The organism is Nocardia sp. NBC_00403 (genome assembly GCF_036046055.1).
Lineage (GTDB): Bacteria > Actinomycetota > Actinomycetes > Mycobacteriales > Mycobacteriaceae > Nocardia.
Genome location: NZ_CP107939.1, coordinates 4327956 through 4348022, shown reverse-complemented (window position 1 = coordinate 4348022; position 20067 = coordinate 4327956). Strand labels below are relative to the sequence as shown.

General features: G+C 65.2%; 22 protein-coding genes. 9 read left to right on the top strand and 13 right to left on the bottom strand.

Going from position 1 to position 20067, the window contains the following annotated elements:
• Nucleotides 1–85: 85 nt before the first annotated feature.
• From OHQ90_RS19250 to OHQ90_RS19240, 3 genes are read right to left on the bottom strand one after another with little or no spacing between them, the layout of a single operon-like run.
• Nucleotides 86–835, bottom strand: a complete 750-nt coding sequence (locus OHQ90_RS19250; protein WP_328412396.1) for a helix-turn-helix domain-containing protein — start codon at nt 833–835, stop codon at nt 86–88.
• 20 nt (nt 836–855) lie between these two features.
• Nucleotides 856–1221, bottom strand: coding sequence for a DUF4345 domain-containing protein (locus OHQ90_RS19245; protein WP_328412943.1), 366 nt, complete (start codon nt 1219–1221; stop codon nt 856–858).
• On the bottom strand, nt 1221–1661 hold the full coding sequence (locus tag OHQ90_RS19240; protein ID WP_328412394.1) for a hypothetical protein: 441 nt from the start codon (nt 1659–1661) through the stop codon (nt 1221–1223). Before OHQ90_RS19240 ends, OHQ90_RS19245 begins: the two co-directional genes overlap by 1 nt.
• A gap of 137 nt (nt 1662–1798) precedes the next feature.
• On the opposite strand from OHQ90_RS19240, the gene OHQ90_RS19235 reads away from it, so the two are divergent.
• Nucleotides 1799–2764 carry a CPBP family intramembrane glutamic endopeptidase gene (locus OHQ90_RS19235; protein WP_328412392.1) on the top strand — a complete coding sequence of 322 codons (966 nt, stop codon included), beginning with the start codon at nt 1799–1801 and terminating at the stop codon, nt 2762–2764.
• Between the two features lie 20 nt (nt 2765–2784).
• Here the strand turns inward: OHQ90_RS19235 and OHQ90_RS19230 are convergent, their stop codons facing one another.
• Nucleotides 2785–3435: a TetR/AcrR family transcriptional regulator gene (locus tag OHQ90_RS19230; protein WP_328412391.1), complete on the bottom strand. Its 651-nt coding sequence runs from the start codon at nt 3433–3435 to the stop codon at nt 2785–2787.
• A 166-nt stretch (nt 3436–3601) separates the two neighbouring features.
• Here OHQ90_RS19230 and OHQ90_RS19225 point away from each other — a divergent pair, with 166 nt between their 5' ends.
• The 3 genes from OHQ90_RS19225 to msrA all read left to right on the top strand — a co-directional run bounded on the left by OHQ90_RS19225 (nt 3602) and on the right by msrA (nt 5821).
• Nucleotides 3602–4621, top strand: coding sequence for a crotonase/enoyl-CoA hydratase family protein (locus OHQ90_RS19225; RefSeq protein ID WP_328412390.1), 1020 nt, complete (start codon nt 3602–3604; stop codon nt 4619–4621).
• Between the two features lie 232 nt (nt 4622–4853).
• The gene (gene msrB, locus OHQ90_RS19220; RefSeq protein WP_328412389.1) at nt 4854–5309 is read left to right on the top strand and encodes a peptide-methionine (R)-S-oxide reductase MsrB; all 456 of its coding nucleotides are present in this window, start codon (nt 4854–4856) and stop codon (nt 5307–5309) included.
• Between the two features lie 44 nt (nt 5310–5353).
• Complete coding sequence (gene msrA, locus OHQ90_RS19215; protein WP_406239463.1) at nt 5354–5821, top strand: peptide-methionine (S)-S-oxide reductase MsrA; 468 nt, start codon at nt 5354–5356, stop codon at nt 5819–5821.
• 105 nt (nt 5822–5926) lie between these two features.
• Here the strand turns inward: msrA and OHQ90_RS19210 are convergent, their stop codons facing one another.
• The 4 genes from OHQ90_RS19210 to arsM all read right to left on the bottom strand — a co-directional run bounded on the left by OHQ90_RS19210 (nt 5927) and on the right by arsM (nt 9305).
• A complete protein-coding gene (locus OHQ90_RS19210; RefSeq protein ID WP_328412385.1) occupies nt 5927–6883 on the bottom strand; it encodes a hypothetical protein in 957 nt (318 codons plus the stop codon).
• Nucleotides 6884–7316: 433 nt separating this feature from the next.
• Nucleotides 7317–7475: a hypothetical protein gene (locus tag OHQ90_RS19205; protein WP_328412383.1), complete on the bottom strand. Its 159-nt coding sequence runs from the start codon at nt 7473–7475 to the stop codon at nt 7317–7319.
• Nucleotides 7476–7693: 218 nt separating this feature from the next.
• Complete coding sequence (locus OHQ90_RS19200) at nt 7694–8170, bottom strand: hypothetical protein (RefSeq protein WP_328412381.1); 477 nt, start codon at nt 8168–8170, stop codon at nt 7694–7696.
• A gap of 268 nt (nt 8171–8438) precedes the next feature.
• Nucleotides 8439–9305 carry an arsenite methyltransferase gene (arsM, locus tag OHQ90_RS19195; RefSeq protein WP_328412379.1) on the bottom strand — a complete coding sequence of 289 codons (867 nt, stop codon included), beginning with the start codon at nt 9303–9305 and terminating at the stop codon, nt 8439–8441.
• 115 nt (nt 9306–9420) lie between these two features.
• On the opposite strand from arsM, the gene OHQ90_RS19190 reads away from it, so the two are divergent.
• The 4 genes from OHQ90_RS19190 to OHQ90_RS19175 all read left to right on the top strand — a co-directional run bounded on the left by OHQ90_RS19190 (nt 9421) and on the right by OHQ90_RS19175 (nt 12408).
• The gene (locus OHQ90_RS19190) at nt 9421–9795 is read left to right on the top strand and encodes a metalloregulator ArsR/SmtB family transcription factor (protein WP_328412377.1); all 375 of its coding nucleotides are present in this window, start codon (nt 9421–9423) and stop codon (nt 9793–9795) included.
• Nucleotides 9792–10535 carry an MIP/aquaporin family protein gene (locus tag OHQ90_RS19185; RefSeq protein WP_328412375.1) on the top strand — a complete coding sequence of 248 codons (744 nt, stop codon included), beginning with the start codon at nt 9792–9794 and terminating at the stop codon, nt 10533–10535. The genes OHQ90_RS19190 and OHQ90_RS19185 overlap by 4 nt, the downstream gene beginning before the upstream one ends.
• A 16-nt stretch (nt 10536–10551) precedes the next feature.
• Entirely contained in the window at nt 10552–10956 is a 405-nt protein-coding gene (locus tag OHQ90_RS19180) for an arsenate reductase ArsC (RefSeq protein WP_328412373.1), read from the top strand.
• A 255-nt stretch (nt 10957–11211) separates the two neighbouring features.
• Nucleotides 11212–12408 carry a glycosyltransferase gene (locus OHQ90_RS19175; protein ID WP_328412371.1) on the top strand — a complete coding sequence of 399 codons (1197 nt, stop codon included), beginning with the start codon at nt 11212–11214 and terminating at the stop codon, nt 12406–12408.
• 305 nt (nt 12409–12713) lie between these two features.
• On the opposite strand, the gene OHQ90_RS19165 is transcribed toward OHQ90_RS19175, so the two are convergent.
• The 4 genes from OHQ90_RS19165 to OHQ90_RS19150 all read right to left on the bottom strand — a co-directional run bounded on the left by OHQ90_RS19165 (nt 12714) and on the right by OHQ90_RS19150 (nt 17228).
• Nucleotides 12714–14279, bottom strand: coding sequence for an APC family permease (locus OHQ90_RS19165; RefSeq protein ID WP_328412369.1), 1566 nt, complete (start codon nt 14277–14279; stop codon nt 12714–12716).
• Nucleotides 14280–14559: 280 nt separating this feature from the next.
• Entirely contained in the window at nt 14560–15135 is a 576-nt protein-coding gene (locus OHQ90_RS19160; RefSeq protein ID WP_328412368.1) for a TetR/AcrR family transcriptional regulator, read from the bottom strand.
• A gap of 99 nt (nt 15136–15234) precedes the next feature.
• Nucleotides 15235–16251, bottom strand: coding sequence for an agmatine deiminase family protein (locus OHQ90_RS19155; RefSeq protein WP_328412367.1), 1017 nt, complete (start codon nt 16249–16251; stop codon nt 15235–15237).
• Nucleotides 16248–17228: a nitrilase-related carbon-nitrogen hydrolase gene (locus OHQ90_RS19150; RefSeq protein ID WP_328412366.1), complete on the bottom strand. Its 981-nt coding sequence runs from the start codon at nt 17226–17228 to the stop codon at nt 16248–16250. The genes OHQ90_RS19155 and OHQ90_RS19150 overlap by 4 nt, the downstream gene beginning before the upstream one ends.
• 767 nt (nt 17229–17995) lie before the next feature.
• On the opposite strand from OHQ90_RS19150, the gene OHQ90_RS19145 reads away from it, so the two are divergent.
• Entirely contained in the window at nt 17996–18625 is a 630-nt protein-coding gene (locus OHQ90_RS19145; RefSeq protein ID WP_328412364.1) for a hypothetical protein, read from the top strand.
• 152 nt (nt 18626–18777) lie between these two features.
• Here the strand turns inward: OHQ90_RS19145 and OHQ90_RS19140 are convergent, their stop codons facing one another.
• Nucleotides 18778–19995: an alkane 1-monooxygenase gene (locus OHQ90_RS19140; RefSeq protein WP_328412362.1), complete on the bottom strand. Its 1218-nt coding sequence runs from the start codon at nt 19993–19995 to the stop codon at nt 18778–18780.
• Nucleotides 19996–20067: the final 72 nt, after the last annotated feature.

Below are 20067 nucleotides of genomic sequence, written 5' to 3'. Positions count from 1 at the left end.
GTCGCGGCCTCGTACGGCACCCCGCGAGCAGATACCGCTCGCGGGGTGTCGTGCGCTTATTCTTCAGTGGCAGTGGCGGTTTCGTTCACGAGTCCGCGGCGACGATGTGCACGCCGCTCGCGATCACGGCGGTCGCGGTCAGGCCGAAGATGGCGTGGAATGTGTCGCTGAAGTGACTGGGGGAAGCGAACCCGGCCTCGGTGGCGGCCCGGGTGAGGTCCATCCCTTTGCCTACGGCAGTGGCGACGTACAGCATTCGTGCCCACACGCGGTATCGGCGGAAACTGGTGCCCGCGTGTACCGAGAAGAGATGGAGAAATCGGGAGGTGGACAGCCCCGCCGCGGCGGCGAGTTCGGCCGCGGTGGGATTGCGGGCCGGTTGATCTCTGATCGTGAGCATGGCGGCGCGGATGCGTCCGTCGATGATCGGAGGTTCCGGTGCACCGAGCACACGTTCGAGCAGCGGCCCGGAATCCGGCGCCTGCGAGTCACGCAGATAACCGCGGATCGCAGACTCGGCTCGATGGTGGAAACAGATGCTCGGTGACTGGTCGAGCATCGCGGCGCGGAGGTTTCGACCGCGTGCCGCGCCGGGGTCGAGATACAAGAACAGCATTCGACCATCGCCGGAGACGATCTGATGCCTGGTCCGCGCGGGGATCAACGCGCTGCAGACGTGGCGTTCACCGCATTCCGACGCGTGCAGCGTGAACGAGGCATCCACCCCCATGGCGAAACAATCCACGGCAGTGGTGTGTGCGTCGAGATGAAATGACGGTCCGAGGTATGCGGCATGCCCGGGCCACAGCCAGATCGTCGGAGTCATACGCGTCATGATCGCACCGCGGGAACGCCTCATGCGATCGCGATCAACAATCCCGCACCGACCGCTTCGACGCAGAAATAGAACCAGATCGGATAGAACGGGGTCGCGGTGTCGAGTAGCCGCGACACCAACCGGCCGCAGGCCATGCCCGCCAACGCGATACCGACAGCAATCACGATTCCGGCGTGGCGGTCGGTGCTGCCCGCGGCCGCCCACCACAGCATGGCCGCCACCGCGATGCCGAATCCGCCGTATACGGCTCGGATTTCGGAACGGCTCTGCGGCGTCTGGAGTCGGATGCCGAACGGCCGGGCCAGCGCGGCCGGAGCGATCAGCGCGAACACGCCCATGGCACAGAACATCACACCGATAGCGACGACGGTTGCGGCCCTCATCACGACGCCGCCACCTGGGTCGATGCAGGATCGGACGCCTTGCGCGTCACGAGCGCGAACCCGACGGCGAGCGCGATCAATCCCGCGACATCGAACCACGCGATCCGCACGAGCGACGAGTTTCCCGAAGGCTGGGCCAGCACCAGAATGATGAAGCCCGCGAAACTCGTCGCATTCGCCGTCACCGCGGCGTTGCGCAGATGCGGCCGAAAAACGGCGACGAGCAATCCGGCGCCGACTATCCCGAACAGCAACCCCCGATGCCGCAGCAGCACCTCGACATCACTGCTCACCGCATCAATGCCATATGCCGAGCGGGCCCACTGCGTCGATACCGCGCCGAGCATCGGCACCACATTGAGTAATCCGGCTGCAACGAGCAGCCCCAGTCCCCACCGTCGCACACCCATATCTCCTCCGTTTTCCGTCGCTGCGATCATGACGGGCACACGGCACCTTCCGCTTCCAGAAACGTGTCGCGGCGCAAGCGGGTCCTCCTTTAGGAGGTTGTGGCTCGGAGTCGGTGTCACCGAGGCTGGATCGCAACCGATTCAGTACTTCGAAGGAGACCGCTCCGTTGCCCAGGCTCGATGTTCGCAATGCCGACACCACAGCGGCCGGTTTGTCCACCCTGCGCCGGGGCGCACAAACCAGGGGTGGCCTGGTTCTCGCGGGTGGGCTGGCGGTATTCGTCGGTGCCGTGGTCGGCCTGCTCGTCAGCGGTCACGACTCGATCGTCCCGTCCACGGACTCCGATGATCGGCTGCCGCTGGCGGGCGCGTTGTTGCCGGTCGCCGCGGGGCTGCTGCTGGTGCGACTGGTGCCGCCGCGCGCGGCCGTGCTCGCGCCCGAGGTCATCGGAGACCGGCGGGTGCTGGTCAGGGAGACCGCGGTGATCGCCTGGGTGGCGGTGCTGATCCCGACGGTGCTGTTCGCGCTTATCGTCGCGGGGACGTCGAGTGATGTCGTCCAAACCCTATGGGCCCTCGGCAAGCCGATATTCTTTCTGATCCTGCCCTGGCTCGCATTCCGGGCATTCCGCTCGGCGCATGACATATCGGCGCCACATCGGGAACAGCACGTGTGGTGGCCGCGGCGCGGGTGGCGCTGGCTCGCACCGATTCCCGCGCTACTGACCTTCGGCTACCTCAGTTCGGTAGGGCCGTTCTCCGGTCCGCTCCCGAGTGCGGAGGATTATCCGGATCCGGTGGTGCTGGTCATCGGCGCCACGGTGACCGTGTTGACCGCCAATATCTGCGAGGAAGTGTTCTACCGCGTCATGCTGCAGACCCGGCTGGAAGCGCTGCTCGGCCGCTGGCCGGCAATCGTGCTCGCCGCGTTGCTGTTTGCCTGGCTGCACCTCCCGACACATGGACAGGGTTCGGCCGCATTGAGCGGATTGCCACTCAGGTTGGGCGCCATCGTGGCATTCCAAGGCACCTACGCGCTGTTTGCTGGCTACCTCTGGGCTCGGTATCGCAATGTGTGGGCGTTGGTGGCGGCGCACACCATCATCAATACCGTTCCGTTGCTACTGATGTAGATGGGCAGGCAAGTACCGATCTAACGCCTCCCGCCGACCCCGCCCGATCGATCCCGGCCGTCCGCAGCCGAGGGCGCGGCGTCGAAGGCCAGCAGCACGCGGATGGCGTCGGCCCAATGACGCAGCGTCGTTTCGACCGATTTGTCGGAGGTGTGCAGCACCCTGGCGATCGCTGTGCCGCGCAGCATCGTGATGGTGAGGTCGCGGACCACCGGATACCGCGGGTGTGCGGTGATCAGCGGGCCGAACAGGTCATCGACAACGCGGAACAGATCGCGGCCCGCCGCGCGCTCGGCCGCGAGCAGCACCACCGCCAAGTCGGGGTCGGTGCGCGCGGCCGCCCACAACTCGAACTCCGCCTGCGCGGGCGGTCGCGTCATCGTCTCGTGCAGTGCCGTCAACGCGCGTTGCACCGGGTCGGCGGAGTCCCCGAGCCGTGCCGCGGCGGCGCGCGCCGCCTGCTCGTTCAGCTCGACCAGATTGGCGATCAGCGCCTTCGACAAATCATGGACGGTCGGGAAGTGGTGCAGGAGCGCGCCGCGGCTGAGACCGGCCGCGCGCTGGACAGCGACCGTGGTCAGGGCCGAGTAGCCGCGCTCGACCAATAGCTGGGTTGCCACGTCGAGGATGCGAGCCCGGGTGGCTCGCTTCTGGGCGTCGCGTGTGGTCAATGCCGGCCTTTCGCTGTGTTCGGCCATCGACGCCCGAGAATTTCACAGTCACTATTGACTGTCAATGCCGCGATCGGTCAAGCTCCATACGAACGCCCGGCTTCGGCGGGCCGACCCGGACGCGGCGGCACCCGCCGTACTTCCGCCCCCAGCGAAGGGAAAAACCTTGACCGACAACAACACTCATTCCGGTCAGCGCCCGGCCGCGTGGTATGAGAACTGGACGGAGGTGCCCGATTCCCCCTGGCAGAATCGGCCCGAGCCCGGCGGCGACCGCGAATACCGGACGCTCACTTACGAGCGCGACGGACGCATCGCGCGAATCACCTTCAACCGTCCGGAGAAGGGCAACACCATCACGCCCGACACCCCGATCGATCTGGCGCACGCGGTCGAGCGCGCCGATCTGGATCCGCGGGTGCACGTGATCGTGGTGTCGGGGCGCGGCAAGGGTTTCTGCGGCGGGTACGACCTGGACATGTTCGCCGAACAAGGCTTCGGCGGCGCCGACGCCGCCGTCGATACCACGGGCACCGTTGCCGACCCGACGGTGCAGGCGGTCAACCACAACCCCTGGGGCACCTGGGATCCGATGATCGACTACGCGATGATGAGCCGGTTCAATCGCGGCTTCGCCAGCCTCATGCACGCCAACAAGCCCACCGTGGCCAAACTCCACGGCTTCGCCATCGCGGGCGGCACCGATATCGCGCTGTACGCCGACCAGATCATCTGCGCCGACGACACCAAGATCGGCTACCCGCCCACCCGAGTCTGGGGCATCCCCGCCGCAGGTATGTGGGCACACCGGCTCGGCGACCAGCGCGCCAAACGACTGCTCTTCACCGGCGACTGCCTCAGCGGCAAACAGGCCGAGGAATGGGGTCTCGCGATCGAATCGTGGCCCGCCGCTGAACTCGACGCACGCACCGAAGCCCTCGTCGAACGGATCGCACGCATGCCGGTCAATCAACTGATGATGGCCAAACTCGCCCTCAATTCGGCGCTGCAGTCCCAGGGTGTCGCCAACTCCGCCATGATCAGCACCGTCTTCGACGGCATCTCCCGCCACACCCGCGAGGGCTACGCCTTCCAACTGCGTTCGGCCACTGTCGGTTTCCGCGAGGCTGTCCGCGAACGCGACGAGCCCTACGGCGACCACAAGCGCGCCCAGTTCGACCGCTGACCACCTGCCCTACGGACGGCGAACAACAGACCCGTTTCGGAGTGCCGACCGGGACGTTGGATGCCGCACCGATCCGTGTGCGCAAGGCCGTGGTGCTGATGATGCCCTGACGAAACAGCGATGACGCGCGGCCGACCCGAGCGATTTGTGACCCGGAATGTGACGCCGCCGCTGGGTGGGACTTTCCGGACCGCAGCCAGGGTTGTACGTGGCGTCGATATGAGGAGGTCATGTGGCACCGGAATACAACAGGAATCCCGCCGCGGTCACTGCGCTGTCGCCGGAGCAGTATCACGTCACGCAGGAGAACGGGACCGAGCGAGCATTCACGGGCGAGTACTGGGACAATCACGAGCCGGGTATCTATGTGGATGTGGTGTCCGGTGAGCCGTTGTTCGCCTCGGTCGACAAGTTCGACAGTGGCTCGGGATGGCCGAGTTTCACCAAACCGATCGACGCCGCGAATGTGGTCGAGAAGCGGGACTTCAGTCATCTGATGATCCGCATCGAGGCGCGTTCGACGCACGGTGACAGCCATCTCGGGCATGTGTTCACCGACGGGCCGGCCGCGGCGGGCGGCCTGCGGTACTGCATCAATTCGGCGGCGCTGCGGTTCATCCACCTCGACGACCTCGAGGCGGCAGGTTATGGGCAGTACCGAACTCTCTTCGCGAAGGAGCAAGCGTGACCGACACGCGGAAGGCGATTCTGGCAGGCGGATGCTTCTGGGGCATGGAGGACTTGATCCGCAAGCAGCCAGGGGTGGTGTCGACGCGGGTCGGCTACACCGGCGGACGCAATGACCACCCCACCTATCGCAATCACCCGGGCCACGCGGAGGCGGTGGAGATTGTCTATGACCCGACGCGGACGGACTACCGGACGCTGTTGGAGTTCTTCTTCCAGATCCACGATCCGTCGACGAAGGACCGTCAGGGCAACGACATCGGCACCAGCTACCGTTCGGCGATCTTCTATCTCGACGACGATCAGCACCGTGTCGCGCTGGACACCATCGCCGATGTCGACGTCTCGGGCCTGTGGCCGGGCAAGGTGGTCACCGAGGTGACCCCGGCCAGCGAGTTCTGGGAGGCCGAGCCCGAGCACCAGGACTACCTCCAGCGCTACCCGGACGGCTACACCTGCCACTTCCCGCGACCGGGCTGGAAGCTGCCGAAACGGCAGACCACCGCACAGTAGGCACGACACGCCGCGCCGCCCCGGACGGAGCCGCTGAGGCCATTCGAACGCGGGGCGGCCGGATTCGTTTGCCGAGCAGCGTGGCAGATGCGGACCGTGACCTGTTCATCGCGGGTCTCGGTCGATCGGGTTGGTCGGCCCGAGAGCTTGCGCCGCTGTTCTGAGCTGCTCGGCTTCGGGCTTTCTGCCCAGATCCTCCAAACGTTCTGCCTGGCGGGTCATGGCGTCGACGAGAACGTTGATCATGGAAGCCTTGGATTCGATGACGCTGTCGCCCCGGGCGGCGAGGATGCGCCGGTCCAGGGCGATCTGCTCGGTAGCGGCGGCAACGGCGGCGTCGGTTCGGCCCGAGAGGTCGAGGAAGTACGTTTCGAGCGTGAGCGAATCGGCGAAACGGCCGAGGTAGGGGCGACCGGGAACGGTTCGGGTGATGCGCCGGCGCAGCGCCGCCGATTCGGCACTGTGCGTGACGGCCTGCGCGAGTTCGCCTGCGGCGCCGAGCTTTCTGGCCGTTTCCAGCTGGAACTCCGCGACGTCGTCGAGTATCTGATGGTAGTCGAGGACGAACGGAGGCACCCGCACCCCGATCAGCTCCCTGGCGGTGGGGAGCGTGACAGACAGGGAGTGGGCGGCGTCGAATTCCGAGGTGTTCGGCTTCACCAGTTCGGTATGAATCGTGAACCGCAGCAATGGCCCCTGCAACCACGCACGACCGACCTCGGTCGCCACCGCCCTGGCCATGATCACCGCCCCGATCAGACCCACACCGATGGCCGCGAGCCACACCCAGGGCGATTCGTGCAGGACTTTCACCACCGCGGCAACGGCCTCGAGCACACCGAGCGCGATGAACACCCCTCCGCTCGCCGCGATCACCCAGCGCCGTTTCGCACCGAGGACGATCTCGACCAGGCCCTGGAATGTTCCGACCAACCCGATACCGGGTAGCAGCGCGAGGATGAAGTATTCGTTTCCGGTCAGCAGGATCAGCGGAACGACGATCGCCAGGATGACGACCGTACCGATCAGAACCGCGCCGAGTCTGGGAAGCTCGTCACCCACGCGACCACTCTCGCACGAGACCCGCTACCGGACAGGGGTTTTCACCCGTTACGACACCGGAATCCCGGCCCGCAGGAAAGGTCGGACTGAACCCGAGGTCGATGACTCCACAGCACCGATGCCACCGAAACGCGGCAAGTGCCCGCGGCGGACTCGAGTGGTGATCTCCCATTTTGCGGGCAAGAGCTCGTGTCATTGTGCACCGACGTCGGCTCCCTCTACCTCACCGAGCTGGTCCGATCCAACCGGATGTGATCTACACCGACGCGATTCCGTTGCGCGGCACCGATGGCGTGCCGCGATTGTTCAAGGGCAGCGTCCAGCTCTTCCACACCGCCGCGCACCTGCGCCACCACCACCGTCGGATGCCACGTGGAGTGATGATCTCGGTGAACGGACCAGGACATGAGGCCCGGACGGCGGAGCCGAGGTCTCAGGTGGACGGGCCGAAGCGGCGTGCGAATTCTTCGGCGAGGCTACCTCCTGCGGCGGCGACGATGGCGCCGACCGCGGGGTGGCCGATCAATCCGGTGATGGCACCGGCCGGCTCGGGCAGTCGGCGCGCGAACCAAACGTCAGCCGACCACACCACAACGCGCTTCCTGACATCGGTGTCGACAGCGCAGCTACGGGACCGCCAACCTCGGCCGAGCCGTCACCCATGCCCATGCCATCAGCAGAGGCAACGTCGTCGACCGGGCGCCCAGCGCCGGATTCGGTGAACATCGAGACCGGCATGCAACTCCTGCGGAATGAGCATGCGCCGCGCCCGATCAATTCTCCAGGTACGACAGTTCGATTTCGCCGCACTCAGGGGTTGTCTTCTTCGGCGTGGCCGACCGCCACCACCTCCACTACCGGCACCACCGGTACGTCCGGCACATCCTGGGGAATCGATTCCAGTTCCCCGAATTGTGGCTCCGCGGGAAGAGTGACCGGAATGCCTTCCAGCAGCCCTCCCCCGGGGATGTTCTCCCAACGTGCTCTGTACGTACCGGCGACAGTGCCGAACAGCGATTGAATCACAATCGAATAGATGGCCGCCGGCACCGCATCGAATCCAATCTCCACCGACGCACCCGAAACAAAAGAGACTGCAGAGCTTTTCACCAATTCGGGCCCTCCACCCGGTGTACGAAGTACCAGCCCGAGGAAAAACCCACCGTCATTCTGATCGACCTGCAGTCCGAGGACAACATCAACAGTCCTATCGAGGACGAACTCGGTCAGTTTACTCGGAATGGGGGAACTACTTGTAAATGATCCCGCATCGAATTCCACTCCCATTGCGGTCACCGCCTTCAACAAAATAGATGGTCTGCTCTGGCCACACCGAAGCTGCGACTTCGGGTCGTTAACACGGGTAGTAGCGTCACACCATCGCATTTGCTTGTATCGAGTAGTGGCCTACTCGACTCGGGGTCGCCGCCGGCCGGCGCCCCGGCTGAATGACGCCACCTCGCGGATCGCGTGTGAATCACGGTATGCGACTGGTGTGTCCGCCAAGAGCTCGAGCCATTCGCCGACCAGCACCAGTACGAAATCCGGCGCAAGGCTAGTGCTGGCTTGCCGCATCGGGTGGCGACGGCTCGCCATCGGGAGGGCAACAGCCTGGCGCGCAGCACGAGTCCACGGCGGCCGGATCTTGGGATTCGGCCGCCGTCTCGGCACCGGGTTTGACAGCTTTGATGATCGCGGAGTGCATGCCGTCGGCGACCTGATGGGTCGAGGTGATCTCGATGTCGGCGAATCCGGCTGCAGTGAGGTGGTTTCGGTACTCGGTGAACGACAGCGCCCCTGCGATACAGCCGACATGGTCGCCTCGTTCGGCGCGCTGGGGTGGGGTCAATTCGTCCTCGGCGACGACATCGGCGATACCGATGCGCCCACCCGGGATCAGGACTCGGGCCATCTCGGCGAAAACGGCGGGTTTGTCGACCGACAGGTTGATCACACAGTTGGAGATCACCACATCGATGGTGTTGGCGGGCAACGGAATCGCCTCGATGTTTCCCTCGAGAAATTCCACGTTGCGCGCTGCGGCCTTGGCGGTGTTCTCGAGTGCCAGGGCCAGCATTTCCTCGGTCATGTCGAGGCCGTATGCCTTGCCGGTCGGCCCGACACGGCGCGCGGAGAGCAGCACGTCGATCCCGCCACCGGATCCGAGGTCGAGGACGCGTTCGCCTTCGCGCAGTTCAGCAACCGCGGTCGGGTTGCCGCACCCCAATGATGCTGCGGCCGCTCGGATCGGGAGCTGGTCGCGGTCGGTAGCCCCATACAGGCTCGCGCCGAAGGTTTGATCGACCGCGATGGGGTCGGTCCCGCAACAATCCTCGGCGACCCCGCCCGCGGCAACAGTTCTGGCCGCGTGCGCATACCGGGCTCGCACGGTTTCACGGAGTTCGATCTGCTGGTCTGTCATGACATCACATCCCTGATTGGTTGGAATCCAGGCCGGAGCAGGTAACCGACCCAGCTGTATTGATGAATGTCTATACAGCTTGCGCCGCTGAATAGAAATCTGTCAATATAGATGTGTGTCTAAACAGGATCTGCCAGTGATCGCCTCCACCGACTGCTGCAACAGCACCCTCGCAGCCCCGCTGGACCACGAGGTGGCCGTGGAGTTGGCGAGCGCGTTCAAGGCGCTGGCCGATCCGGTGCGGCTGCGGTTGCTGTCGCTGATCGCCTCCCGGCCCGGCGAGGAAGTGTGCGTCTGCGAGCTGACCCCGCAGTTCGAGCTATCCCAGCCCACCATCTCCCACCACCTCAAAGTGCTGCGCGAAGCCGGGTTGATCGACTGCCAGCGGCGCGGCACCTGGGTTTACTACTGGGCGATTCCCGCAGCGCTGCACCGACTTTCCGATGTCTTGGTCACTACCGGTGCCGGCCGGGTCGAAGCACCCGCATGACCGACGTCGCTTTCACGCCCGCAGCACTGAAGCGTCGACTGCTGGCGGAGTTCACCGGGACTGCGCTGCTGGTGACCATCGTGGTCGGCTCGGGCATCGCGGCCAGCGAGCTTTCTCCCAACGATGTCGGGTTGCAGCTGCTCGAGAACTCCACCACCACCGCCCTCGGGCTCACGGTGTTGATCCTGGTCTTCGGGCCCGTCTCCGGCGCCCACTTCAACCCGGCTGTCTCGGCTGCGGACTGGCTGCTGGGTCGCCGCCACGGCACCGGCCTGACCGGCGGCGATGTCGCCGCCTACCTGATCGCGCAGATCGCAGGAGGCGTGCTGGGCGCGATGCTCGCGAACATCATGTTCGATCACGAGCTGGTGCAGATCGCGACCCATCACCGCGCCACCGGCGGGCATCTGGTCGGCGAAATAGTTGCTACTGCAGGGCTGATCGCTGTCATTTTCGCCCTCGCGCGCACCGGCCGCGCCGGCTACTCCGCAGCTGCGGTCGGCGCCTACATCGGAGCCGCCTACTGGTTTACCAGCTCCACATCCTTCGCCAACCCCGCGGTCACCCTCGGGCGGATGTTCTCCGACACCTTCGCCGGGATCGCTCCCGCCTCGACCCTCGGATTCATCGCCGCTCAAGTCCTCGGCGCGCTGATCGGGCTCGGCCTGGTCACCATCCTGTATCCGCATACCACTACCGCCGACAACACCGTCGTCCCGCACAACGTCTCTGCTGACTGAAAGGCGCTGTCCGCCAATGCCATCCAAGCCCAGCGTCTTGTTCGTTTGCGTCCACAACGCCGGCCGCTCGCAAATGGCCGCCGGATTTCTCACCCACCTCGCAGGTGCGGCCGTCGAAGTCCGATCCGCCGGAACCGCGCCCGCCGGAACCATCAACCCTGTCGCCGTCGAAGCGATGGCCGAGATCGGCATCGACATCGCTGATCAGACTCCGAAAGTCCTCACCTCGGACACCGTGGAAACCTCCACCGTCGTCATCACAATGGGCTGCGGTGACGCCTGCCCATTCTTTCCCGGCGTCACCTACCTCGACTGGAAGCTCGACGACCCCGCAGGCCAAGCCCTCGACTCCGTCCGGTCCATCCGCGACGAGATCGGACAAAGAGTCCGCAACCTGCTCACCGAGCTCGGCATCGACTGACAACATCGGACCACCTGGTCAGCGGCGTCGCGATCTCCGCTTGTCCGGCAACGGCACTCGGGTGGTGGACGAGGTGAGCAGTGCAGCATCTGCTCGGTGGTTCCGGGACACATTCGGGCCGCGCGAAGTCACTCGTCACAGCCACAGCGAGCCTGGACGAGTCATCACGCCGAAGCCATCGTCACCGGTGGGGACACTCTGATCGCCGGACTTCCTGTGGCCGACTACGGTCCACGCCGGAACAAAGGAGTGACGTTGCGGGTGCTGTTGTCGGCGAGCGGGACGCGCGGCGATATCGAGCCGGCCTTGGGGCTCGCGCTGCGGTTACGGGAGCTCGGAGCCCAGGTACGGGTGTGCGCGCCACCGGACTTCGAGAGGCGCTTCACCGAACTGGGCGTGCCGCTGGTGCCGTTGGGGCCGCCGAAGCCAGGTTCGCATGGCGCAAAAGCCTCGCTGGCGGATCTGCTGGACTACGCAGACCGGTGGCCCGCAGTTCAGTTCGACACGATCTCCACAGCAGCCGCAGGATGCGATGCGGTAATAGCAACCGGCATTATGGAGATCGCCGCCCGGTCGGTCGCTGAGAAGCTGGGAATCCACTACCAGTACGCGAGCTACCAGCCGACCAGCCTGCCCTCGCCGCATCATCCGCCGATGCCGCGGATGCCGGGCGATCGGCCTGCGCCGGAGGCGATTGGTAACCAACTGCAGTGGGAGATCGACGCCCAGGGGTGGAACGCGGAGTTCGGTGAGGCACTGGATACCCGCCGGGCGGCGCTCGGGCTGCCACCGGTGGGCAGTGTGCGCGACCATGTAATCACCAACCGCCCGTGGTTGGCAGCGGACCCGGTTCTGGGGCCATGGCCAGAATCGCCCGGTCTGGACGTCGTACAGACCGGTGCCTGGATCGTGCCCGACGAACGCCCCCTCCCCGACGAGTTGGAGGCGTTCTTGGACGCGGGTACACCCCCGGTGTATATCGGCTTCGGCAGCATGCCGGTGCACAACGGCATCGCCCGGGTCACGATCGAAGCAATCCGCGCGCACAACCGCCGCGCGCTCCTCTCGCGTGGCTGGGCCGAGTTGGCCGTGATCGACGACCTCCCCGATTGCATGGCTGTTGGAGAGGTCAACCATCAGGCGCTGTTCACTCGGGTCGCCGCTGTCATCCACCACGGCGGCGCGGGCACGACAACGACCGCCGCCCGGGCTGGCGTGCCTCAAGTGGTGATACCCCAGATGATGGACCAGTCGTACTGGGCGCGCCGGGTGGTCGGTCTCGGCATTGGCACGACGTGTGAGGACGCTGGTCCCGATACAGCGTCATTGTCCGCCGCTCTCGACATGGCATTGACGTCCACCACCCGAGCGCGCGCAAGCGTAGTGGCCGGAATGATCCGCGCCGACGGGGCGACGGTGGCAGCGAAGTTGCTGATCGACGCGATTAGATAAGGAAGCTGTCGGAATGCAACTGCAACGACACTCAGGTGAGTGGGTGGCCGCGGCGCCGGTAGTGAGATAGGCGGGCTCGACCTGCTGAAACGCCTCCTCGATATGCCAGCGGGATCCAGCGATCCAAGCCAGCTCGACCAGTCGGCAGGCGTGCGGCCTGTAGCAGAGGTAATAGGCGATCAGCCGCGGCTTCTCAGCGAACCCGAGTTCGTCGGCGATCCCGGCGGCTCGGCAGCGGTCACGGTCGCCCGCCCACGAGACCGAAACATACAGTTCACGATCGATCAGGGCATGTCGTGGCAGTACTAGGCGTCCGCCGTGATCAGAACGGGCACAGGCTCTTCGGTTACCGGAGTCGTGTGGGCGTCGAGGCCGCGGCGGAAGAAGTCGGGGTTGCGCCGGCGTACTACCAGCATCAGCACGGCACCGAGCAGCAGGATGCCGAAGCCCATGTAGAACACGAGTCCGATGCCGCCGATCGAGGCACCACTACCGTTGTCCGGGTCCATGCTTTCACGGACCGACACCAGGAACACCGCCAGCAGCATCGCGCCGCCGAGCAGCGGGAACAGGAATTTGAAGATGACGTTGCGGGCGCTGGTGAACAGCTCCTTGCGGAAGTACCAGACGCAGGCGAAGGCCGTGATGCCGTAATACCAGCAGATCATGATGCCCAGTGCCGCAACGGTATCCAGCAGCGATCGCTCGGAAAGCAGGCACACGATGGCGTAGAAGGCTCCGGTCACCACACCGGCGACGACGGTGCTGAAGGTCGGCACCAGGTAGCGCGGGCTCACCTTGCTGAACTTCTTCGGGAACGCGCCGTAGGCGCCCATGGCGAGCATGGTGCGGGCCGCGGGCAGGAAGGTTGTCTGCAGGCTCGCCGCCGAGGAGGCGAGGATCGCGAGCAGCAGCAGCGGGCCCGCCCAGCCGAGCACCGGGTCGGCGAGCGCACCGAAGACATTGTCGGCGTTCTCCTCGTTGCCGAGGCCGAGCCCGGTGTCGCCGACACCGGCGTACATCATCACGGCGACCGCGACGAGCAAGTAGGTCAGCAGGATCGAGAGCACGCAGAGCAGTCCGGCCCGGCCGGGCACCCGCTTCGGGTCCTTGGATTCCTCGCCCAGGGTCAGGCAGGTGTCCCAACCCCAGAAGGCGAAGATGGAGCCGGTCACCCCGATCATGAACGCGCTCAACGTGAGTCCGGTGAACGGGTCGAACCAGTCGAGATCGAAACTCAGCTGGGTGGGCGAACCGTGGCGGGCCACGTGTACCAGCGCGGCGACCGCGAAGGCCAGCAGAATGATCATCTGGAACCCGACGAGTACGTACTGCACCCGCTCACTGGTGGTGATGCCGCGGCCGGCGACCAGGGTCGCGATCGCAACGAACACCAGCGTGGTGGCGATGTTGATGCCCTTGTGGTCGGCCAGCTCGGCAATGCCTGGACTACTGAAGATCCGCCCGAGGAACAGGTAGAAGAACTCCACCGCAATCGCGGCCAGGTTGGAGAGCACGATGACCGTCGCCATCACCATGCCCCAGCCACACATCCAGCCGACATAGGGCCCGAAGGCCTTGGTGGACCACGTGAACGAGGCTCCGCAGTCGGGCATCCGTGCGTTCAGCTCGCGGTAGGCGTAGGCAGTCAAGAACATCGGGACGAAGCCGACGAGGAGAATTGCCGGCATCTTCAATCCGACCGCCGCGACGATCAGACCGATGCTGGCGGTCAGCGTGTAGCCGGGCGCGACCGTCGAGATCCCGAGGACCGCACCGGAGAAGGTGCCGATGGTGCCTGCGGCAAGCCCCTTGTCAACCGGCCGCTCGCTGGTTTGTGCGGCGGGCGGGAGCTCACTGAGGATGCTCATTCGTTTCCTCCTTCGGAAACCACGACCATTGGCACCTGGCGGACTCCGAGCAACGTCACGGCCGTAGCGGATAACGCTGCGAATTCGCCGTCGACGTATTTCTGGAGTGCGGGACCGGTCATCGATTCACCGCCCGCTGGACGGGCGTTGTCTGAAATTTGCGTGGCCTTCAGTGTGCGCTGCGACACAGCCCACGACCTGCGCCGAGTTGGACACTGGGTCGACTTTTCTTCGACAATCTGTACAACCGCGCGCTGACCCCGCGGCTGTTAGCTGAGCGCTACCCAGACCTCGGCAGCAGCGTCTCCAATGCGCTGCGCAGGTGCGCGCGGGCCTCTTCGGCGGCGAGCTCCCCCGATAGCCACCGCGCGGCCAAGCCCTCGGTCAGCGCTGTGATGATGAGCCCGACCTGTGGTGCGTCCACGGCACGGGACACATCATCGACCACCTGGGCTACCCGAATAGCATCGGCGATCTCGTCGATCCACTGCCGCGAAGTGCGGGCCAGCGGCTCACGCAGGGGCGGTTCATAGACCGCGCTTGCTCGCAATTCGTTCCAGGCCAAGGAGTTCTCGACCATCTCCGGCGTGTTCTCGAGCTCCGCCAGCAGTTGACCGATGAGCTGCTCGCGCGGTGACCCGGAGTCGTCCGCCGCCTTCCGGTACACGCGGGACCGGTCGTTGATGTAGGTCAACGCGGCGGCGAGCAGTCCGTCACGGTCTTTGAAGTAGTAGTAGAGCAGCCCGGGTGACACCCCGGCCACCTGTGCGACATCACCCACGCGCAGACCACGCACTCCGCGCTCGGCGATTGCGGCGGCGCTGGCCCGCAGGATTGCCTCCCGCCGGCTTGTCATGCCACGCACTTGCCTTCCCGCCCTTCATCATTCGCAGCTGTCATGATATCCCGCAACGGCCGCCGCTGACCGGCCCGCGGGCCGCCGTGCCCGGCAGCGCTACGCGGGCTGCTGCTGGGTGATGCAGTGGATACCTCCACCACGCGCGAATATCTCGCGAGCGTCGACGGAGACCACGCGTCGACCCGGGTAGGCATCGGCGAGGATGTCACGTGCCGCGGCATCGTGCGGATCGTCGAAGGAACAGCAGATGACGCCATCGTTCACGACGAGGTGATTGATGTAGCTGTAGTCCACCCAGCTCTCGTCGTCGCGCAGCACCTGCGGCGCGGGCACTTCGACTATCTCCCAGGGCTTTCCGTCGACATCGTGACTGTCGCGCAACACCGCCATGATCTCGTCGGTCACCCGCGCATCGGGGTGGGAGCGGTCGGACTGAGAGTGCACGAGCAGCCGCCCTGGTGCCGAGATGGCGGCGACGATATCGACGTGACCGCGGGTGCCGAACCGCTCGCTGTCGCGCGTGAGCCCGCACGGCAGCCAGATGACATGTTCGGCGCCGATGGTGCGGGCCAATTCGGCTTCCACCGTGGCCTTGTCCAGCCCGGGATTGCGGCCAGGATCGAGCTGGACAGTCTCGGTGAGCAGTACCGTGCCCTGTCCGTCGACCTGGATTCCACCGCCCTCGTTGACCAGATTCGAGGCAATGACCTCGGCCCCGGCCAGTGCGCCGACGGTCGCCCCGATGTGGCGGTCGTCGGCCCAGCGGGCCCAGGCCTGTCCGCCCCAGCCGTTGAACACCCAGTCGACCGCGCCGAGTCGTCCGGCTTCGTCGCGGACGAAGGTCGGGCCGATATCGCGCATCCAGGCGTCGTCCAGTGGAGCCTCGACGATCTCGACGGCCTGCGACAGGTACCGGCGCGCGGCATCCCGGTCGGTGGGATCGACCACCATGGTGACGGGTTCGAAGTCGAGGATGGCGTGTGCGACGGCGGACCACGCGAGCCGGGCGGCGTGCGCGGACTCGGGAGTCGCCGAAATAGACGCGCCCAGCGGCGGGAACGCCATCCAGATCCGTTCCTGCGGTGCGGTTTCCGACGGCATCTTCCAGCTCATGCTTCCTCCCCGTACGGGCGGGCGGCATCGACCGGTGCGGTGAGGCGGGCGTAGGTGTCGGGCCTGCGAGTGGTCAGGAAGGGAAACAGGCCGAGCCAGTCACGGCGCTGCTCCAGGTCGAGATCGGCGACCAGCACCGCCGCGGTGTCGCGTGGAGCGCGAACCAGCACGCGGCCGTAGGGGTCGGAGATGAACGATGAACCGTAGAAGCTCACGCTGCCCTCGTCGCCGAACCGGTTCGGCACAATCATGAAAGTGCCTGCGGTGATGCCATTTCCGACAATCACGTGGTGCCACAGTGGTTGCGTATCGAAGTCCGGGAACGACGGCTCCGATCCGATCGCCGTGGGGTAGACGAGGATCTCCGCACCACCGAGCGAGTAGGCCCTCGACACTTCGGGGAACCATTCGTCCCAGCAGGTCGGCAAGCCGATCGCGGCACCGTCGAGCGCCGCAGGCCGGTATACCGGGTAGGGGTCGTCGGCAGGCCCGGGGCGAAAGTAGGTGTCTTCGTAGTAGCCGTCGGTCACCGGGATATGCAGCTTGCGGGTTCGGCCGATGAGTTCGCCGTCGGGCGAGACCAAGATCGCCGTGTTGAACCCGAGGCCGTCGGCAGCCTCCGCGCGCTCGTAGAGCGAGGCATGGACAGCGACACCATTCGCCTTCGCAGCCTCGGCGGCGAAGGCGAAGGTCGGACCCGAAAGCAGCTCCTCCGCAGCGCCGCCCGGATTCGCGCCGGCCCGCACGTCCGCCGGATAGCGCGACAGGGTCAACTCGGGAAGAAACACCGCCTGCGCGCCCTGTTCGGCTGCGATCCGGATGCCCACGGCGAGCTGAGCGCGCAGTTCGACGGGGTCGGCCAGCCAGCGGTGCTGCACGACACCGACCCGGACGGATCGACGCAGTGCAGCGGTCGTCCGCGCGAATGAGGGCGGTGGTGCGAACGCGGTCTCGAGGACGAACGTCGATCCATTCATGGCTTCGATACCTCCTGGAATCGATGAACTGAAAATTCAGTCAATGCAATCGGCAATCGAAGCCGACTCTGGCGCACGGCCGACGTGTCCGAACCACTCGGGGATCAGATCGCCTCGAACGCCACTTCCGTCGCAGCCCTGCGGGGTGTCCACGATGCGCAACGGCAGATACCGCACAGAAAACATTGCGAAATCGATACTGTCAACCACAAAGGACAACTGATTTCGTTGTATTGGCATGATATTTAAGGCGAAGTGTGCTGCGACTTCTGTTCTGAACGGAACCACTGGCCGTTCGCGCCGCGCCCTCGGACAAGGAGCGGCCTCACCCCTTCGCCATCAATGACGCCGACGGTGTGGTCGACTGCGCGATCGCGACGACGTTCTGCGCGAGGCGGTCTGGGTCGATGGCGATGCACTGTCGGACGCGATCGCCACTTGTTTACGCACGTGACCGGCATGCAGTACACACAGGTCCGCAGCTGCCCGAGTCGGCGCCGCACACCCACCGGTCGATGGTCAACGAAATTCGCAGCCGTGTCCGGAAAAGAAAATGCTCTCGCCGTATCAGCTGCCGCGCGATTCGCTCGATCGATGGCCCGCGATAGTTCGCCACCATCAAGACTGATCGATCGGTTCGAGCGGTCGAGTGACAGCCGCGCCGCGGTGCTGGTTTCAGGGCCGGGCTCCGACAGCACCGAGTCGGTACAGTCCAAGTGCGGGCATCGCCGAGCGCGGATCCGCCACCTTGGGGCACGATCGTCGAGATGAGGAGGCCCCCGATCGAGACATCACGTGTGCACGGTGCGCAAACCGAGCTCGAACAGGACGCCGCCACCGCACCCGGTCTCGCGGTCCTGACGAGCGCAGCCCTTGGTGTGGCTGTTCTCTTATGCGTCCACTTCGACTGGGCTCCGTTCATCGGCAACTCGACCGACGCCGATCAGTTCGTTGGTCTGGTGATCGGCGGGATTCTGCTGGGCACTTCCCTGCTGGTGTGGGCGATCAAGACCCTGTACCTGGTCGGCAGGGAGCACCGGTGGTCATGGAAGGTCGCCGCCGTGCCTGCCGTTGCCCTCGCGGGGATGGTGGCCGGGATGGCCTTTCGGCCCGACGGCTTCGACTCCGCACGTCCGGCGATGGAAGACGTCGCGGTCGAGATGCAGCGCGCAGATGGACCGACCAGCCGCCGAGACCTGAGCCTCGGCGGGCTCGATATCAGCTTGGCTCAACGCGAATCCGATGGGCGCGTCTACTTCTACGACGCCGACGGGTTCATGGGCTCCACCGTCCGCGGCTGGGTGTATTCGCCTGGCACCGAGCCGGTAGGGGGTAACGCCCGGCTGTTCGAAAAGCTGTACGGAGACTGGTACACGTTCGCCTTCAGCACCGAATGAGACCGCAGGCGGCTCAGCGCCAGAGCGGGTCGGACCATGCCGAAGACGGCCCGCAGCGGAAGAAATAGCCAGCACAGCAATACCGAATCACCGCGCCATGGGCTGCGCACGACCCCTCGTCACACTGGGCGGATCCAACCGTCCCGGCGATCCTATTCGTCACTGTTTGCCGAAGAGTTGCCAGTAGATACAGTACCCATTCGGTCAGTGGAGGACGGACCACCGAGGCGCGTCAGGAAGTGGTAACTCCTCCTGACACCGGGTTTCCTGTTGACGAGCGTGATGTCGCCACCGTAGTGGGCCATCACCCGGTGATTCATGACCGCGCGCCACAGCGGGGGCACGGCGGCCAGGACGACCATAGTGGCGTAGCCGGCAGGCAACTGAGGCGCCTCCTGGCTGCTGCGCAGGGTCTGGTAGCGACGCCCCGGGTTCGCGTGGTGGTCGCTGTGACGTTGGAGGTGGAACAGGAAGACGTTCGTGATCAGACGGTCACTGTTCCAACTGTCGCGCGGTGAGCACCGCACGTAGTTGCCGTTGGCGCGGCGCGCGCGCAGCAATCCGTAGTGCTCGACGTAGTTCACTGTCTCCAACAATCCGGCGCCGATCATCGCCTGCAGGAGCAAATAAGGGATGACGGCGGGGCCGAAGACCAGAATCATCGTGCCGAACAGCACAACACTCATCGACCATGCTTGCAGGAGATAGTTGTGTGGGCTGAACCAGCGTTTTCCTTTGCGGGACAGGCGTTCCCGTTCCAGGGCCAGCGCCGAGCGGAAGCCGCCGACTATGCTGCGCGGCAAGAACTCCCACAGTGACTCGCCGAATCGGGCGCTGGCCGCGTCCTCGGGCGTGGCGACGCGGACGTGGTGGCCGCGATTGTGTTCGACAAAGAAATGCCCGTATCCGGATTGCGCCAGCGCAACCTTTGCCAGCCAGCGTTCGAGATGCTCGGCCCGGTGGCCGAGTTCGTGGGCGGCGTTGATGCCGATGCCCGACACGACCCCCATCGTCACAGCCAATCCCAGCTTGTCGGCGAGGCTCAGTTCCTGCCTGGCCCACAGGTATCCGGCGATCAGCAGGCCGATGAACTGGAGCGGCAGGAAGAGGTAATTGCACCAACGATAGTAACGATCGTTGGACAACGACTCGTAGTCCTCATCGCGCGGATTGCTGCCGTCATCGCCCACCGCCAAGTCCAGCAGTGGAATTACCACGAACACAATGATCGGACCGATCCACCAAAACAGCTCCAGCCCGGTGTGGGCTACTAGCTGTGAGGGCAGTAGCGCACAACCCGGTGCGATCAAACCTAGAACCCACATATAACGTTTGGGGTCACGCGCGTCTGCATTCTCAAAGATTGCCATAGTCGTCCCGTGATTCGACATACCCGGTTGAGAGTTTGGCCCGACGAAGACGGTTCCGTCTAATCTTGTTGA